Here is a 17683-nt window from a genome sequence, read left to right on the forward strand (position 1 = left end):
CATCCGCCCGAGCGTACCACTTCAGCAAAAGGATCCAGAGTATGACCATGCTTTCGATGTCTTCGCCCACCCTCGCCGATTTATCGATCGAACCGGGTCTGCCGACTGTCGTCTCGCCGCGCGCGGGCGCGGAGATTTCATTGGAGGAAGCGGCGCCATGCCTGCGGACGATCGTCGACAGCACGCTCGAACGCGCGGGCGGGGTGCTCTTCACCGGTTTTCGCGTAGCCTCGATCGACGCGTTTCAAGGTTTCGCGGGCTCCTTCGGGCATCCGCTGATCGGCTATGAGTTCGCGTCGACGCCGCGCAGCCAGGTGGACGGTGCGGTGTACACCTCGACGGAATATCCGCCGCATCGATCGATCCCTTTGCATAACGAACAGTCGTACACGCGCGAATGGCCGCTGCGTATCTGGTTCCACTGCGCACTGGCCGCCCACACCGGTGGCGCGACACCGATTGCCGATAGCCGGGCGATTTATCGCGCGCTCGATCCAGCGCTTGTCCAGCGCTTTGCGAAGCGTGAACTCCTCTATGTGCGCAATTTCGGGCAAGGGCTCGATCTGCCGTGGGAGCAGGCGTTCGGTTCGGCGGACCCGCGCACGGTCGACCAGATCTGCCGCGCGCGTGGTATCGATTGCGAATGGCGCGATGGCGAAGACGGCGAACTGCTGCTGCGCACGCGCGAGCGCTGCCAGGCGGTGTCGCGTCATCCGCACACCGGCGAAACTGTGTGGTTCAACCAGGCGAATCTGTTCCATCTTTCGTCGCTCGATGAAGACATGCAGGACGCGCTGATCGATTCGGTCGGCCTCGAAAACGTGCCGCGCAATGTCTATTACGGCGATGGCGAACCGCTGGAGGCAGAGGCGCTCGCTGAGATCCGCGGTGTGCTCGATCGGCAGCGTATCGTCTTCCCGTGGCTGACCGGCGATGTGCTGATGCTCGACAACATGCTGAGCGCGCATGCGCGCGATCCGTTCGAAGGACCGCGCAAGGTCGTCGTGGCGATGGCGCGAAGCTACAGCGAGGGCGAAGGCGAGAAGCGGACGGCTGCGCAATGACGAAAGCGCAGGGTGCGGCACTCGTGGCGCATTCGCTGACCGTCGGTTACCGCGATCACGTCGTGCTCGACGGTCTCGATCTGAGCATCGCGGCCGGTCGCATCACCGCATTGTGCGGCCCGAATGGCTGCGGCAAAAGCACGCTGCTGCGCACGCTTGTCGGCTTGCAACCGGCCCTGTCCGGCAGCGTCGACGTCAACGGTGTGCCGCTCGCGTCGCACTCGCGGCGCGTATTGGCGCGCACGCTCACCATGCTCGCGCAGTTCAATCAGATTCCCGCCGGCCTTACCGTGCGCGAACTGGTCGCCTATGGCCGGTACGCGCACGGCCGCTGGCTGCGCGGACTCACTCGCGCCGATCACGAGGCCATCGACGAAGCGCTCGTCACGAGCGGCCTCGCCGACGACGCCGCGCGCGACGTCGGCGCGCTCTCCGGCGGCGAACGGCAGCGCGCATGGATCGCGATGGCGCTCGCCCAGCAGGCGCCGATCGTGCTGCTCGACGAACCGACGACGTATCTCGACATCCATCATCAACTGGACATTCTGCACGAGCTGCGGCGCCTGAGTCGCAAGCGCGGCCTCACGATCGTCTGGGTGTTGCACGACCTCAATCAGGCCGCGGCCTACAGCGATGAAATCGTGCTGATGCGCGCCGGCCGCATCGTCGCGCAAGGCTCGCCCGATGCGATGCTCGACCCGCCTCATCTGCACGACACCTTCAGCGTGCGGATGCTCAAGATTGCGCATCCGCAAACCGGCAGGCCGATGTGCATCCCGGCGTACGAGGGCGACGCGTCGACTACCGGCAGCGCCACGCTTTACGGTGAAGCAATGAGTAAGGATTTCGCCGCATGACGACGTTTGCGGCACGCAAACGCCTGCGCCATCGCGCGCCGGTAACAGAGCGCCATCATGCGCCGGTGAAGAGCCGCGTCACCACGATCGGCGTCGCGCTCGTCGCGTTGATCGTCGTCGTGACAGTGATGCGGCTGGCGCCCGGCTTTCGTGCGTGGCTTGCCGCGCCGGCGGCCAGCGACGCCGCGCAACTCGCCGGCATCCTGCTGTTCGACCTGAAGGTGCCGCGCATTCTGGCGGCATTGGTGGCGGGGGGCTGCCTCGCGGTGGCCGGCACCTTGTTTCAATCGCTGACGCGCAATCCTTTGGCGTCGCCGGATCTGCTCGGCATCACCGGCGGCGCCCAACTCGGTTTGCTTGCCGCGATGCTGGTGCCGTCCCTCGCGGGCGTGAGCCCAGTGCCGTTGCTCTTCGCATGCGGCCTCGGCGCTGCCGCGTGCGTGGCCGCGGCGGCCGGCGGCTGGCGTGCGACGCCGTTGCGGCTCGTGCTGGCCGGCAGCGTCTGCATGCTGCTGTTCTCCGCGCTGACCACGCTGATTCTCGCGTTCTTCGAGCAGAGCATCGTTGGCGTGTCGTTGTGGGCGAACGGCAGTCTGTATCAGCCCGGCGCGGCGGGTCTGAAGATCGCCGCCTGCTGGCTCGTGCTGCCGCTGACCGCATTACCCTTCGTGATTCGTCCGCTCGATCCGCTCGCGCTCGGCGACGACGCCGCGGCGGCGGCCGGTGTTCGCGTCGATGCAACGCGGCTGGCGGCGATGGTAGTGGCGGTCGGCTTCGCGAGCGTCGCGGTGAGTGTGGCAGGGCCGCTATCGTATGTCGGTCTGATCGCTCCCAATCTGCTGCGTCAGGTGCGTGGCGCCCGGTCGTCGCGGCTCGCCGCGCTTGTACCGTTGTCCGCGCTGGTCGGTGGCGCGTTGGTGCTCGTCACCGATAGCGCCGTGCAGGCGCTCGATCTCGACGCGACCCTCTCGACCGGCGTGGCGATTGCCCTCGTCGGCACGCCCTTGATGCTTGCGATGATCCGCAGCGGCGCGGCGTGGTCGGGCATGCTGCATGCCGGCCAGGAGCGTGCCGCCGTGCGCGCGGGCACGCGCCTCGTGCGCGCGCTCGAGGCATGGCCGTGGCCGCTGACGGCAGGCGTGCTGGTGTTGTTCGGCGGCGTGCTCGTGTGCGTGGGCGCATCGTTCGGTCGCGAAACCATCGGCGTGACGCGCTGGTTCGCCGCATTCGATCACCGTGACGAAATTGCGCGAATGGTGCTCGATTTACGGCTGCCACGTCTCATCTGCGCTTTGCTGGCGGGCGCGTTGCTCGCCGCAAGCGGGGTGCTGATGCAGAGCATCGTGCGCAATCCGCTCGCCGGCCCTGAAGTGCTGGGCGTGACCCAGGGTGCGGGTCTCGCAACGCTCGCCGTACTCGTGATGTGGCCGCTAGCGGCGCATTCGACACTGGCCGCGGCAGCGCTCGTGGGCGGCGGCAGCACGCTTGCGTTGACGCTGCTGCTGAATCGCCGGCATCGCTATGCGCCGCTTGCGGTCGCGCTGACGGGCATCGTGACAGGCACGCTGTGGACGACGCTGTCGCAATGGCTCATTACGCAGCAAAGCGTGCAGCCCGCGCGTTTCGTGGTGTGGCTGGTCGGCGGCACGTACGGACGCAGTTGGGGCGAAGCGACGACGCTGCTGCCGTGGTTCGTGCTGGCCGTGCCGGTGTTCGCACTGCTGGCGCGACCGCTCGATCTGCTTGCGTTGGGCGACGACCAGGCCGCGTCGCTGGGGTTGCCGATCGGTGTGTTGCGTCCGCTGGTGCTGACCGTGGCGACGCTCGCCGCGTGCGCGGCGGTGGCCGCGGTGGGGCCGGTGGGCTTTATCGGATTGATGGCGCCGCATCTGGCGGCGATGCTCGGCGCGCGCGCGCATCGCACGCGCTTGTGGCTGGCGGCCGCATGCGGCGCGTTGGTACTGGTCGTCGCCGATATCGCGGCGCGCACGCTGCTTGCGCCGCGTGAAATTCCCGCTGGCGTCCTGACCGCGTTAATCGGCGCGCCTTATCTGCTCGCGCTGCTGATCGCGCAGGCGCGGCGCGAGAAGCGGGGCACATGGTAATGCGGCAACCCGTCGACGACGATGCGCGAGCGCAGTGCTTTGCCCGCTTTGCGCCGGAGCCGATCGCGCATTATGTCGAGCATGTGTGGCTCGGTGTGTCGAATCCGGCCGAGGAGGCGCTGTTGGCGAACGGCCATGCCGATTCGCCGACGCTGATCCGCGTCAGCGAATTGGCGCGGCATCGCACTGCTTTGCTCGATGCGATGGTCGCCCTCTACGGCGGTGAGCGCGAAACACATGCGCGCGCGCTGCTGTCGCAATGGACCAAGTATTACTTCGGCTTCACGGCGACTGCCGGGTTCGTGGCGGCAGCGCTGCTGCGCCGGCCGCTCGCGATGCCGCCGGATAAAACGCATGTCGTGCTGCGTGACGGCTTGCCGGTGGCCGTGTATTTCGAGCGCGACGCATTGGGTCCCGTCGAGCGCGATCCGGCACGCCGCTACGCGTCGCTCGTCGATCACCTGAATTCGGTGATCGAAATGCTCTGCTCGATGACGCGCATCGCACCACGCGTGTTGTGGAGCAACGCCGGCAATCTGCTGGACTATCTGTTCGAACAATGCGCGCCGCAATTCGATCTGACCGGCGACAGCGCGTGGCTGTTCGGTCCGCTCGCGGCCGACGGCGAAGCCAATCCGCTGCGTCTGCCGGTGCGTCAGGCGAAGCCGCGCGCCGCGAGTTTGCCGAATCCGTTCAGCGCACGGCGCGTGTGCTGCGTACGTTACGAAATTCCTGGAGAGACGCAATTGTGTGGACGCTGCCCGCTGCTATTGACGATGAGCGATGCGGAAATCGCGTTGCAGGCCGCTTCGCCTTGATGCCGACGATGCCGTCGGCGGCATGGCCGCGTGTCAGGCAACTCAGCGCGGGCGTCGTGTTGGCGACCATGCTGATCTCCGCGCCGAAGGCGTTCGCGCAAAGCGGTAACAGCGCCGCGCCCGCACCAGACGCGCACGGCGCCGCAACTATCCAGCCGCAAACCTGCACGCCGCTCGCCGACAACCCGATCGTCTCGCAAGCGAGCCCGTCGCCGCCGGCCGAGCCGAAGCGGATCGTCGTCCTCGAATTCATGTTCGCTGAAGACCTCGCGGCGGTGGGTATTACGCCGGTCGGCATGGCCGATCCGGCGTATTACCCGGTATGGATCGGCTACGACAATGCGCGTCTTGCGTCGGTGCCCGATATCGGCACGCGACAGGAGCCGAGTCTCGAAGCGATCGCGGCGGCCAAACCCGATCTGATCCTTGGCGTCGGCTTGCGGCACGCACCGATTTTTGCGGCGCTTGAACGCATCGCGCCGACTGTGTTGTTCAAATACGGCCCGAACTTTAGCGAAGACGGCGCCCGGGTCACGCAACTCGATTGGGGCCGCAAGATTCTGCGCACCATCGGCTGTCTGACGGGACGCGAGGAAGCGGCGCGCGCGGTCGAGGCCAGGGTCGACACGGGTTTCGCCCGCGACGCGCAACGTCTCGCCGCTGCGGGGCGGCGTGGTGAACAGGTTGCGTGGTTGCAGGAGTTGGGCCTGCCGGATCGTTATTGGGCGTTCACCGGCAACAGCACGGCTGCGGGTGTCGCAAAAGCACTCGGGCTCGAGTTCTGGCCCGCGGGCGCGACGCGTGAGGGCACGGCCTACGTCAGCTCGGAAGATCTCCTGAAGCAGCCGAAGCTGACGGTGCTGTTCGTCAGTGCGACTGGAGCGGAGGCCCCACTTGCCAGCAAACTCGATTCGCCGATCTGGCGGTTCGTGCCGGCTCGCGGTGCGGGGCGTGTGGGGCTTGTCGAGCGCAATATCTGGGGCTTTGGCGGACCGATGTCCGCGTTGCGGCTCGCCGATACGATGACGGATACGTTGTTGTCGCTGCCGGCCGCTGGTGGCGGGAAACCAGAGCGCTAACTTCCGTTGGCCATGGCCAGGCTCGGCACCGTTTGTGCCGAACCCTGCGTCTCGCTGACGATACTGCCGTTTTCCAGCTTCAACACCCGATCCGCGAGGTGGAAATAACGGTCGTCGTGGCTGATCACCAGAACGGTCTTGCCGCGTGCGCGCAGTTCCGGCAGCAATTGCTCATAGAACACGGCCTTGAACTGTGGATCCTGGTCCGCGGCCCATTCGTCGAACAGATAGAACGGCCGGTCTTCCAGATACGCGACCACCAGTGCAAGGCGCTTGCGCTGGCCGGTGGAAAGCGCTCGCGTGGAGAACGCGCCGTTCACGACCTGCACCTTGTGATCGAGCGCGAGCTTCGCGACCAGCGCGTTGGCGCGGGCATCGGCCTGCTCGCGCGAGGCATCGTTCGGATCGACGATGCCGAGCAACGCATCGAACAGATGGAAATCGTTGAATACCGCCGTGAAACGCTGACGATACGCGGCGCGTTCGGCAAAGCCGATCGGTTTGCCGTCCAGTTCGATCGTGCCGTCTTCGGGTTCGTAAAGACCGGTCAGCACCTTCGCGAGCGTGGTTTTGCCGCTGCCGTTACCGCCGACGATAAAGACCAGCTCACCCGGCCTGAAGGTCAGATTGACCGGCCCGACACGGAACATCCGCTCGTCCCGCTCGTGAAAATACGAGTGCGTGACATTGCGGATGGTCAGCTCGCGATACGGCGCGTGCGAAGCGTTTTCATCAGGCGGCGGCGAGGTGCGAAGCGCGCCGAATTCGCTCATCACCTTCTCGATGCGATCGAGCGAGACGCGTGCCGCATTGAGCGTCGGCACGTTGTTGAGCAGGCCGTCCAGCGGCAGCAGCATGAACAGGAACACGACCACATAGCCCGATGCCGACGGCGCATCGGCATGCACGCCGAGCGCCGGCCAGAACGCCGCGACACCCAGAAACACATAGAACAGGAACACGATCCAGCCGACTCCGACCGCATAGGCGCTGAACGCGCGGCGTCGATGGTCGCGGACTTCGTCGATGGCCGAGCCGAGCTGGCCGTCCACGAATTGACGCGAACGCGCCTGATGCAGCTTCAGTTCCTTCGCGCCGGTGAAGAGGGCGCCGAGGTAGCCGAACAGTTTGTCCTGCGAGCGGCCGGCGGCTTCGAGCGACGCGATCGCGCGCTTGTCGCCGGCGTGATAGCCGAGTGAGCCGACCAGAATCGCGGCCACCGCCAGCAGGCAGACCGGCCACGACAGCCACGCCAGATAACCCAGGCAGCCGAACACGATGGAACCGTGCATCACCAGATTGGGAAGCGCGAAGAACAACATCGAGACATTGGTGGCGTCGTCGGTCAGCACGGACTGCACGGGTGCCGCGCCGATCCGTTCGACATCGCGCAATTCGGCCTCGGCAACGCGTCGTGCGACGTGCCCGCGCAATTGCGCCATCGTGTCCTGCGAGAGTCGGGCGAACAGCACGCCGGTGATCACTCGCGTGACGAGCGCGACGACCGCGCACAACGCGAAGCGCATCGCGAGCGACAGCTCGGCGGCGCCCGGCTGCGCCAGCGCGCGGCTCAAGGTCGCAACGAGCAGCACGCTGGCGATTCCGTTCAGCACGCAAGCGGTCAACGCGATTGCAAAGGCGCCGCGAGAACGCTTGAGCAGCGCGGCGATCAGGCGCATCGCAGGCTTGCCCGCGGGGCTTGAAGGAGATGAAGCAGACGAGGGTGGCGCATCGTAGCGCTCGGTGGCAGCGGTCATCGGCAATGTGTGTCGCAGTGGTCGGAAATGGATCGGCGAGCGGCGGCGCATGCGTGCATGCGGCCGTTCTGCAGAGCGTGAAGACACGCCCCTCGCCTGATAGACGAACGGGCGCGGCAAACATTTACCTTTACCGTGCAATTCACGCGTGCGCGTTCGTTTAACACATTAAAAATACGGAGTCCAAATAAAAATGGATTGCGAGGTAAAGATTTTCGATCACGAATCGTCACACCAATGAAGAGGCCCATTGTGGTCTGCGACTTGGCCAATGCGGCCGGTTCTAACGGATTTTTCATGCCTATGACGAGCTTCCCGATTGCGTTGCACCATCAGATCCACGCCATGGCGCGCATCGATCCCGATGCGCCTGCGCTCACATCCTTCACGCCGCAGACCGTGCGGTTCACGCGCGGCGAACTGGATCGCCGTGCTGCACGCCTTGCCGCGCAATTGCGCGCAGCGGGTGTGACGACTGAAGTACGAGTGGGTGTGTGCGTCGCGCGCTCCTGCGATCTGTTCGTCGCGTTGCTCGCCGTATTGAAGGCTGGTGGCGTGTTCGTCGCGCTCGATCCGCGTCATCCGGCTGCGCGTCTCGATTGGGTCGTGCGGGATGCGGCGCTCGTGCACGGTATCGTCGATGGCTCCGCCGATGCGGCAATGCGCGCGCGTTTCGCGCAATGCTTCGATGTCGCAAGTTCTGCTGCGGCAGGCGGGGGCGAAGACGAGCTCACGCCGGTGCATCCGCGTGCGGCCGCGTACATGATCTATACGTCGGGTTCGACCGGCACGCCGAAAGCCGTGGCCGTCGAACACGGACCGCTTGCCGCGCACGGCGAAGCGCTGGCCGCTTCACTGCCGATCGGTGCCGACGATCGCGTGCTGCATTTCGCGTCGGTGAATTTCGATGTCTCCATCGAAGCATGGTTGGTTCCCCTTGCGGTTGGCGCCAGTGTGGTGATCAGCGACCCGCCGCCGTTTGCGCCGGAGACCACGCATGCCTTCATACTGCGCGAAGGCGTGACCAATACGACGCTGCCGCCCGCCTATGTGCGTGAGTTCGCCAACGTATGCGAGCGCGTTGGGGTGCCGCCTTCGCTGCGCACCCTGCTGTTCGGCGGAGAAGCGATGTCGCAGGACAGTTTCGACGAGATTCGCCGCGTATTTCCATCGATACGTCTCGTCAACGGTTATGGCCCGACCGAGGCGGTGATCTCGCCGATGCTGTGGCCGGTCGATCCCGGAATGAAGCCGGCGCTCGACGAAGGCAACGGCTTCGCGCCGCTGCCGATCGGTTGGCCGATCGGACGCCGCGTGGCGCGCGTCGACGGCGCCACGCGGCAGGGCGACAGCGGCGAACTGCTGCTCGGCGGCGTCTGTCTGGCGCGTGGCTATCATGGCCGTGCGGCGCTGACCGCTGAACGTTTTCTACCGAACCCGAGCGGCGAGCCAGGTGAACGGATCTACCGCACCGGCGACCTCGCACGCGAACGCGCCGACGGCTCGTTCGACTATCTCGGCCGCATCGACGATCAGGTGCAAGTGCGCGGCGTGCGCGTCGAACCCGGCGAGATCGCGGCCTGTCTGCTGACGCATCCGGCGGTGGCCGATGCGGGCGTGCTGGCTGAAACCGCTCATGGCCGAACCCAGTTGATCGCCTGCGTGGTACTGCAAGAGCCACTCGACGATGCAGAGCTGCAAGCGCATCTCGCCGCGCATTTGCCGCAGCAGTGGATACCGCATCGGCTGGTGCGCTTCGAGCGCTTGCCCTATACGCTGAATGGCAAGCTCGACCGCGCCGCCCTGAGCGACGCCGTTGCCGCGCTGCCGGCTGTCGTCGACGCGAATCATGTTGCGCCTCGAACCACCACCGAAACGCGCCTTGCCGCGCTGTGGCAAAACCTGTTGAACGATCCGGCGCCGCTCGGCTGCGCCGACCGCTTCTTCGCGCGCGGCGGCGATTCGCTTGCCGCGATGCAAATGCAGGCGGCGATCCGTCTCGAGTGGCGCGTGAATCTGCGGCTCGACACGTTGTTCGACGATCGACCGCTGGAAGCGTTGGCGTGTCTGATCGACGCTAGCGAGACGGAAACGTCGGTGGGCTCGCATGCGATCAAGGCGGCCCGGCTTGCCGACGCGCCGTTTGTCGATCGTGCTGCTTCGTTCGCCCAGCAGCGTTTCTGGGTGCTCGCGCACACGCAGGACGCTGGCGCGGCCTATCACGTGGCCGTGCAATGGGACGTGCAGGGGGCACTCGATATCGGTACGCTGCAACGCGCGCTCGATTGCCTGATCGAGCGCCACGAGGCGTGGCGGACCACGCTGATCGAATCCGACGACGGCATTGTCATGCAGCGCATTCACATGCGCTTGCCGGTGCCGGTCGCGCCAATCGATTTGCGTGCCTGCGACGAGACCGGGCGCGCGTCGCGACTGGCTGAACTGACTGAACAGCAGGTCGGCGCTGCCTTCGATCTGTCTAAAGGTCCGCTGGTGCGCGCCGCGCTTGTGACGCTCACCGACACCACGCAGCGCTTCCTGTTGACCGCGCATCATTCGATCAGCGACGGCTGGAGTTCGCGCTGCGCGTTCGACGAACTGCGCGCCGCCTACACCGCGTTTGCAACGGGACGCGAGCCGCAATTGCCTGCGTTGACGGTGCAATATGCGGACTACGCGCAATGGCAACGCGATTGGCTCGCGGCCGGCGAAGGCGAAAGGCAACTGGCATATTGGCGCGACGCATTGCGCGATGCTCCCGAAGCACTGGCGCTGCCGCTCGACCGGCCACGCTCGCCGGAACACGACTATCGCGGCGGCCGCCTTGCACTGCGCCTGCCGGCGGCGCTTTCCGAGGCCGTGCGCGAAACGGCGCGACGTGCGCAGGCATCGCCATTCACGGTGCTGCTAGCTGTCTTCAACGCGTGGCTTTATCGGCTGACCGGCACGACCGACGTCGTCGTGGCCGCGCCGATCGCACACCGGCAACAGGCGGAGACGGCGCCGCTGGTGGGCCTCTTCCTCAATACGCTTGCGCTGCGCGCGCGCGTGGCGCCGGATCAATCGTTCGCCATGTTGCTCGACAGTTTGCGCACTGCCACGCTCGACGCGTTCACGCATCAGGACGTGCCGTTCGATCAGGTGCTGGACGCCGTGAATCCGCCTGTGCGACGCGGCGACGCGTGGCTCAAGGTCAAGTTCGCGCAACAGTTCGATCTGCAACTGACGGCGCAATTGCCGGGCGCCTCGGTACGGATGTCGCCGGGTCTGGATCTTGCCGCCCGCTTCGACTACGCGCTCGATTTCACCGACGATCCGCGCGGTATCGAACTCGTCGTCGCGTACGCGCTCGACGGTATCGACGACGCGACCGCACACGCATGGCTGCACAGCTACGCGGCGCTGGTCGCCGATGCCGTGCGCAATCCGCAGCGCGCGATTGCCGATCTGGACTGCGCGGATAGCGACGATTATCGTGCCGCGCGACGCGGCGCTGAATTCCGGCCGGCAGCCGACAACGTGCTCGCGCTGTTCGCGCGGCATGTCCGGGAGACGCCGCATCGCGTGGCGCTCGCGGACGCCGGCACGCAACTCACGTATGCCGAGGTCGATGCGGCGTCGGACCGTATCGCGTTTGCTTTGAAAGCGCGCGACGTGGGCGTGGAGCAACCCGTGGCGGTGTGTATCGAGCGTTCGGTACGCTTCGCGGTCGCGCTGATCGGCGTGATGAAGTCCGGTGCGTACGTGGTGCCGCTCGATCCCGCGGCCCCGCACGAGCGTTTGACGTCTTGTGTCGACGCGTGCGGCGCCCGATGGATGCTGAGCGCGGATAGCGGCATCGCTGCGCCGGGCACGGCGAGCGTGCTCGACTTCGATACGCTCACCCAGCCTGCGTCGTCGTCGAGCCAGGGGGGGCCGAGCGCCAGCGTATCGGACACCGCAGCGTCGGCGAATCAGGCGGCTTATCTGATCTTCACCTCGGGATCGACCGGTACGCCGAAAGGCGTCGTCATCTCGCACGGTGCGCTGGCCGATTATGTCGAAGGGATGCTGGGCGAACTTGCATTCGCGGCCGACGCATCCATGGCAATGGTCTCCACCGTGGCCGCCGACCTCGGCCACACGACGCTGTTCGGCGCACTGTGCTCGGGTCGCACGTTGCATCTGTTGCCCGCGCAATGCGCGTTCGATCCCGATCGCTTCGCGCATGAAATGCGCACGCGCAACGTCGGCATTCTGAAGATCGTGCCCAGTCATTTGCATGCGCTGCTCGACGCGCGCGATCCCGCCGACGTTCTGCCCGCGCACGCGCTCGTGACGGGCGGCGAAACACTGCCGTGGTCGCTGGTCGAGCGGATTGCGGCTCTGAAGCCGGCTTGCCGCGTGATCAATCACTATGGCCCGACCGAAGCAACAGTCGGCGCATTGACATGCGACACGTCTGCGCCTGCGCAGGCGGCGTTGCGCGCCATCAGCGCAGGCGGCGCTCACTCGGTGCCGCTCGGCCTGCCGTTGCCGAACGCTTATGCGTGCGTGCTCGATCGCCACGGCGCGAGTGTGCCGCCGGGCGCCATCGGCGAGTTGTATCTGGGTGGACCGGGATTGGCGCGGGGTTATCTGAATCGCGCCGCCGCAACCGCCGAACGCTTCGTACCGAATCCGTTTGCACCGGGCGAGCGTCTCTATCGAACGGGCGACCGTGTGAGATTGCGGGCCGATCGTCGGCTGGATTTTCTCGGCCGGCTCGATGATCAGGTGAAGATTCGCGGCTATCGTGTCGAACCCGCCGAGGTCAGCGCGGCATTGCGCGCAATCGACGGCATCGCTCAGGCAGAAACGCTGGCGGTGGAACATGAAGGACGTTTGCGTCTGGCGTCGTTTGTCGCGTTGACAGGCGCAGCGCGCTTCGACGAAGCCGCATTGCGCGCGGCATTGAGCGCCCGCTTGCCGGACTACATGGTGCCGGCCGTATTGCACCATGTCGCCGCGTTGCCGGTGACCGCCAACGGGAAAGTGGATCGCGCGGCGTTGCGGGTGCTGGCGGCTGTGCCGGTTCCGTCGGCAACCGCTGGCGATGCGCCGCAAGGTGCGACGGAAGAAGCGCTGGCGGCTGTGTGGAAAGAGGTGCTCAAAGCCGATCGCGTGGGCCGTGACGACAACTTCTTCGAATTGGGCGGCGATTCGATTCTGGTGTTGCAGGTGATCGCGCGTTCGCGCAAACGCGGCGTGCGCTTCACGCCGAAGCAACTCTTCGATGCACCGACGCTCGCGCAACTCGCACGTGTCGCAACGACGGCGGAGGTCGCCGCGCAAGCCGCGCCGCGCGAGTCGAAGGCCGCGCCTTCCTGCGCTGAACTGGCGGCTACGCTCACGCCCGCGCAACTGCGCTTCTTCGCACTGGACATTCCGCGGCATGGTCACTGGAATCAATCTGTTGAACTCGATTCGCAAGCGCCGTTCGACTTCGACGCGTTCGCACGCGCATTCGAAACGCTACTGACGCATCACGAAATTTTCCGCCAGCGTTTCACGCCTGCCGGTGCGCAAGGTGAATGGCGTCTCGAGCTGGCTGAGCGCGCATTCGAAACACTGCCGCTCGCCGCCGTTTCCGCACGCGACGAAGCCGACGCGCTGGCTCAATTCGACGCGTTGCAAAGCACGCTCGATCTGACGCACGGCCCGCTCGTCTGCGCGCTCGCCGCGCTGCTGCCCGACGGCGCGACGAAACTCTATGTGGCGATCCATCACATCATCGTCGACGGCGTGTCGTGGCGCGTGCTGCTCGACGATCTCGACACCGCGTATCGCGCCGCTTGCGAGCGGCGCGGCGTGCGTCTCGCGGCGACGGGATCGAGCGCGCAGGGATGGGCGGCACGGCTCGCACGCGCCGCGCTCGACCCCGCGAATTCGCCGTTCTCCGCGGAAATACCGTACTGGACCGCGCTCGCCGCGCCCTACGACGATCTGCAACTCGACCGTCCGCAAGCTCAGGCGACGAATGCCGATGCGCAATCCGTGATCCAGATCATCGACACCGATCTGACACGCGCCGCGTTGACGGACGCCAATGCCGCGTATCGCACGCAGATGATCGAACTGCTGATCGCGGCGCTGGCGCAGTCGCTCTGCATACCCGTGTGCCGCATCGAACTCGAGGGCCACGGCCGCGAGGCTTTATTCGACGACATCGACGTCAGCCGTACCCTCGGCTGGCTTACGAGTCACTATCCGGTTCAGTTCACGCTTGAAAATACGCCGGCGGCCACACTCGGTGCAGTCAAGGACACGCTGCGCGCGGTGCCGAACAAAGGCCTCGGCTTCGGCGTGCTGCGTCACTACGGCGACGCGGGAACGCGCGCGGCGCTCGCAGCCGTGCCGCGTCCGCATGTGACTTTCAATTATCTCGGCCAGTTCGATGCGCCGCGCGACGCGGCGCTCGTGCCGCGTTTCGGCGGCGCCGGCCGTGAGCGCGATCCGGGCGGCCCGATCGGCAACGCGCTGGCCATTCACGCGTATATCGACGGCGACGCCACGCGCACGCTCAAAGTCCATTGGGTGTACGGCGCGACGCAATTCGAGCGCTCCACCGTGGAAGCCATTGCGCAGCGTTTCGAAAGCGCGCTCGCGGAATTGACCGCCGCCTGTGCCGCGCGTCTCGCCCAACGCGGCGGCGGCGCGACGCCGGGCGACTATCCGCTCGCGCGCGCGGGTGGTTTGACGCAGGCCGCGCTGGAGCGTGTGCCGTTCGACTTGCGCACCGTCGACGATATCTATCCGCTCTCGCCGATGCAGCACGGCATTCTGTTCCACTCGCTGTTCGCACCCGAGCAGTCGACTTACGTGAATCAACTGGTCGCGACGTTGATCGAGCCTGACGTTCAACGACTGCGTGCGGCATTCGAGGCCGCCGTGCCGCGCCACGACATCCTGCGCACGAGCTTCACGCCGGATGAAGCGACGCCGATGCAGATCGTGCATCGCCAGGCGCACATGCCCATCGAGATTCTCGATTGGCGCGAGCGCGGCGCGCACGCGCATGAAGAATTCGAAAGCTGGCTCGGCGCCGACCGTGCACGCGGTTTCGACCTGACGTCGCCGCCGTTGATGCGTGTCACGCTGATCCGGATGAAGGACGACACATGGCGTCTCGTCTGGACGCGTCACCATTTGCTGCTCGACGGCTGGAGCACGGCGCGTTTCTTCGCCGATGTGCTGCGCGACTACATCGAGCCGCCGCGTCCGCAGCCGTTCGCGGCGCCCGTGAAGACGCGCTATCGCGACTTCATCGCGTGGCTGGCCGTACGCGACGCCGACAGCGAGCGCGCGTTCTGGATGCAACGTCTCGCGCTACTCGACGAACCGACCCGCATTGCCGAGCGCGAGTCCGCGAGCGGCCGCGAACCGCAACATCTGACGCGGCGCGAAACACTCGACGCGGCCACCACGGCGCGTCTTGCCGATACCGCGCGCCGTCTGAAGGTCACGCTCAACACGATGGTGCAGGGCGCGTGGGCGCTCGCGTTGCAACGGATGACGCATCGAACGGCCGTCGCTTTCGGCGCGACGGTGGCCGGCCGTCCCGATGCGTTGCCGGACGTCGATACCGTGCTCGGCCTCTTCATCAACACGTTGCCGGTGATTACCGCGCCGCTGCCGCAACGCCGCGCATCGGCGTGGCTGAGCGATTTGCAGCGCGACAACGCCGCGGCCGCGGAGTACGCGCACACGCCGCTCTATGAAATCCAGCAATGGGCCGGTCACGGCGGCGGCGCGTTGTTCGACACGCTGGTCGTGTTCGAAAACTATCCCGTGGATGAAGCATGGCAAGGGCGCGACGAGCGCGCGCTCAAACTGCGTGAGTTGCGCAATATCGAAGCGACCGATTTCGCGCTTACGCTGGTGATCGAAGCAGGGATGACGCTCACGATCGACTACGGCTACGACGCTGCCCAACTCGACGAAATGCGTGTGGCCGCGCTGCATCGCGCGTTCGCCGCGTGTCTGGCGGCCCTGATGGCCGATCCGGAGGCGCCGCTCGGCACGATTTCGATCTCGACCGCCGACGATCTGGCGGCGTTAGAGCGTTGCAACTCGACCGCGCAAATATGGCCGCACGCGCAGCAACAGGCGCTGCATCGTCAGTTCGAACAAAGGGCGCTGGCGTCGCCGGATGCGATCGCGCTCGAATTCGCCGACGCCCAAGGGTGCATCCAGCAGATGAGCTATGGCGAACTCGATGCGAACGCCGATCGTGTCGCCGCTTCGCTGATCGAAGCGGGCGTGCGCGCGGATACGGCGGTGGCGCTGTGCGTCGAGCGATCGTTCGACATGGTGGTGGCGCTGGTCGGCGTGCTCAAGGCCGGCGCGGCTTATCTGCCTGTCGATCCCGACTATCCGGCGGAGCGCATCGCGTATCTGCTCGGCGACGCACAACCCGCCGTCGTGCTGACGCAGCCGCATCTGCTGGAACGGGTGATGACAGCGGTCGACCGCACCACCTTGGTGAAGATCCTGACGGTCGACTCATTGCGCGGCGCCGACTTTACGCTCAGCGCTCCGATTGCGGTCGCGCCCGATCAGCTTGCTTACCTGATCTACACGTCCGGTTCGACGGGTAAGCCGAAGGGCGCGGGCAATACGCATCGCGCGCTGGCGAACCGCATTGCCTGGATGCAGGACGCGTACCGGCTCGATACCCACGACGTCGTGTTGCACAAGACGCCGTTCGGATTCGACGTGTCGGTATGGGAGTTCGTGTGGCCGCTCGCGGTCGGTGCGAAGCTCGCGATTGCGGCGCCTGGCGACCATCGCGATCCGGCGCGACTCGTCTCGGCAATCGAAACACATCGCGTCACGACATTGCATTTCGTACCGTCGATGCTCGCGGCCTTCGTCGCTCATCTTGAAGACTTCCACGCGGCCGCCCGCTGCACGAGCATCGAGCGGATCGTCGCCAGCGGCGAAGCATTGGCGCCGGAGCTGGTCGCACGCGTCGCGCGGCAGTTGCCCCACGCGCGGCTTGACAACCTGTACGGCCCGACTGAAGCCGCCATCGACGTGTCGCACTGGGCCTGCGGCACGCGCGATGCCGAAGCGCTGTCCGTGCCGATCGGTCATCCGATCGCGAACCTGCAACTGCACGCGCTGGACGTCGCGATGCAGCCGCTGCCACAAGGGGCGATTGGCGAACTCTACCTCGGCGGCACGGGCCTTGCGCGCGGTTACCTCGGCCGCGCGGCGCTGAGCGCGGAGCGCTTCGTTCCCGATCCGTTCTCGCACGGCGGGCGGCTGTATCGAACCGGCGATCTCGCACGCCGTCGAGCGGACGGTGCGCTCGACTATCTCGGCCGCATGGATACGCAAGTGAAGCTGCGCGGCCAGCGGATCGAGCCCGGTGAAATCGAAGCGCTGCTACATGCGGCGCCCGGCGTTCACGACGCCGTAGTGATCGTGCGTGACGAGCAATTGATCGGCTACGTGGCGCACGGCGCGGGCAACCCGCTCGACACGCAGGCGCTGCTCGACGATCTGCGCGCGCAACTCCCGTCGTACATGGTGCCGTCGTATCTGATCGCACTGGACGCGTTGCCGGTGACGCCGAACGGCAAATGCGACCGCCATGCGCTGCCGGATCCCGTGCGCGGCGCCGGCTCGACACACACCGACTGCGTGGCCAGCACCGACACCGAGCGCGAACTCGCCGAGATCTGGAAACGGGTGCTGCGCGTCGACACGATTGGCCGCGGCGACGACTTCTTTGCGCTGGGCGGTCATTCGTTGCTCGCGACGCAGGCCAACGCGCAGGCGAATCTGCACTGGATGCTGATCATGCCGCTGCGCACGCTGTTCGACGAACGCACGCTGCAGCGGTGTGCTGCCGCGATCGATCGGGCGCTCGCCGAGCGCGGCGCACAGGGTGCGGGCGATACCGCGAGCGCCATTAATGCGCTGTTAGACGAATTCGAACTGCAATAAACCCGCTAAGCCGCCTGCCACGTCGAAT

7 protein-coding genes are annotated in these 17683 nt (G+C 66.1%); 6 read left to right on the plus strand and 1 reads right to left on the minus strand.

Going from position 1 to position 17683, the window contains the following annotated elements:
* Positions 1-41: 41 nt before the first annotated feature.
* The 5 genes from PQQ51_RS12085 to PQQ51_RS12105 are packed head-to-tail and all read left to right on the plus strand — an operon-like array spanning position 42 to position 5923.
* Positions 42-1064 (plus strand): TauD/TfdA family dioxygenase, encoded by a 1023-nt coding sequence (locus tag PQQ51_RS12085; protein WP_408497015.1) that lies wholly within the window; start codon positions 42-44, stop codon positions 1062-1064.
* Positions 1061-1921 carry an ABC transporter ATP-binding protein gene (locus tag PQQ51_RS12090; RefSeq protein ID WP_408497016.1) on the plus strand — a complete coding sequence of 287 codons (861 nt, stop codon included), beginning with the start codon at positions 1061-1063 and terminating at the stop codon, positions 1919-1921. Before PQQ51_RS12085 ends, PQQ51_RS12090 begins: the two co-directional genes overlap by 4 nt.
* On the plus strand, positions 1918-4026 hold the full coding sequence (gene fhuB, locus PQQ51_RS12095) for a Fe(3+)-hydroxamate ABC transporter permease FhuB (RefSeq protein WP_408497017.1): 2109 nt from the start codon (positions 1918-1920) through the stop codon (positions 4024-4026). Before PQQ51_RS12090 ends, fhuB begins: the two co-directional genes overlap by 4 nt.
* Positions 4026-4844: a siderophore-iron reductase FhuF gene (gene fhuF / locus PQQ51_RS12100; protein ID WP_408497112.1), complete on the plus strand. Its 819-nt coding sequence runs from the start codon at positions 4026-4028 to the stop codon at positions 4842-4844. The genes fhuB and fhuF overlap by 1 nt, the downstream gene beginning before the upstream one ends.
* The gene (locus PQQ51_RS12105) at positions 4844-5923 is read left to right on the plus strand and encodes an ABC transporter substrate-binding protein (protein WP_408497113.1); all 1080 of its coding nucleotides are present in this window, start codon (positions 4844-4846) and stop codon (positions 5921-5923) included. The genes fhuF and PQQ51_RS12105 overlap by 1 nt, the downstream gene beginning before the upstream one ends.
* On the opposite strand, the gene PQQ51_RS12110 is transcribed toward PQQ51_RS12105, so the two are convergent.
* A complete protein-coding gene (locus tag PQQ51_RS12110) occupies positions 5920-7680 on the minus strand; it encodes a cyclic peptide export ABC transporter (protein ID WP_408497018.1) in 1761 nt (586 codons plus the stop codon). The two genes, PQQ51_RS12105 and PQQ51_RS12110, sit on opposite strands and share 4 nt — an antisense overlap.
* Positions 7681-7983: 303 nt before the next feature.
* On the opposite strand from PQQ51_RS12110, the gene PQQ51_RS12115 reads away from it, so the two are divergent.
* Positions 7984-17655 carry a non-ribosomal peptide synthetase gene (locus PQQ51_RS12115; RefSeq protein ID WP_408497114.1) on the plus strand — a complete coding sequence of 3224 codons (9672 nt, stop codon included), beginning with the start codon at positions 7984-7986 and terminating at the stop codon, positions 17653-17655.
* Positions 17656-17683: the final 28 nt, after the last annotated feature.

It is taken from the genome of Paraburkholderia xenovorans (assembly GCF_046030735.1).
GTDB classification, from domain to species: domain Bacteria; phylum Pseudomonadota; class Gammaproteobacteria; order Burkholderiales; family Burkholderiaceae; genus Paraburkholderia; species Paraburkholderia xenovorans_A.

Excerpts from the sequence above, each read along its gene's own strand:
- PQQ51_RS12085 (WP_408497015.1), top strand. The coding sequence starts at position 42 with ATGACCATGCTTTCGATGTCTTCGCCCACCCTCGCCGATTTATCGATC.
- PQQ51_RS12090 (WP_408497016.1), top strand. The coding sequence starts at position 1,061 with ATGACGAAAGCGCAGGGTGCGGCACTCGTGGCGCATTCGCTGACCGTC.
- fhuB (WP_408497017.1), top strand. The coding sequence starts at position 1,918 with ATGACGACGTTTGCGGCACGCAAACGCCTGCGCCATCGCGCGCCGGTA.
- fhuF (WP_408497112.1), top strand. The coding sequence starts at position 4,026 with ATGCGGCAACCCGTCGACGACGATGCGCGAGCGCAGTGCTTTGCCCGC.
- PQQ51_RS12105 (WP_408497113.1), top strand. The coding sequence starts at position 4,844 with ATGCCGACGATGCCGTCGGCGGCATGGCCGCGTGTCAGGCAACTCAGC.
- PQQ51_RS12110 (WP_408497018.1), bottom strand. The coding sequence starts at position 7,680 with ATGACCGCTGCCACCGAGCGCTACGATGCGCCACCCTCGTCTGCTTCA.
- PQQ51_RS12115 (WP_408497114.1), top strand. The coding sequence starts at position 7,984 with ATGACGAGCTTCCCGATTGCGTTGCACCATCAGATCCACGCCATGGCG.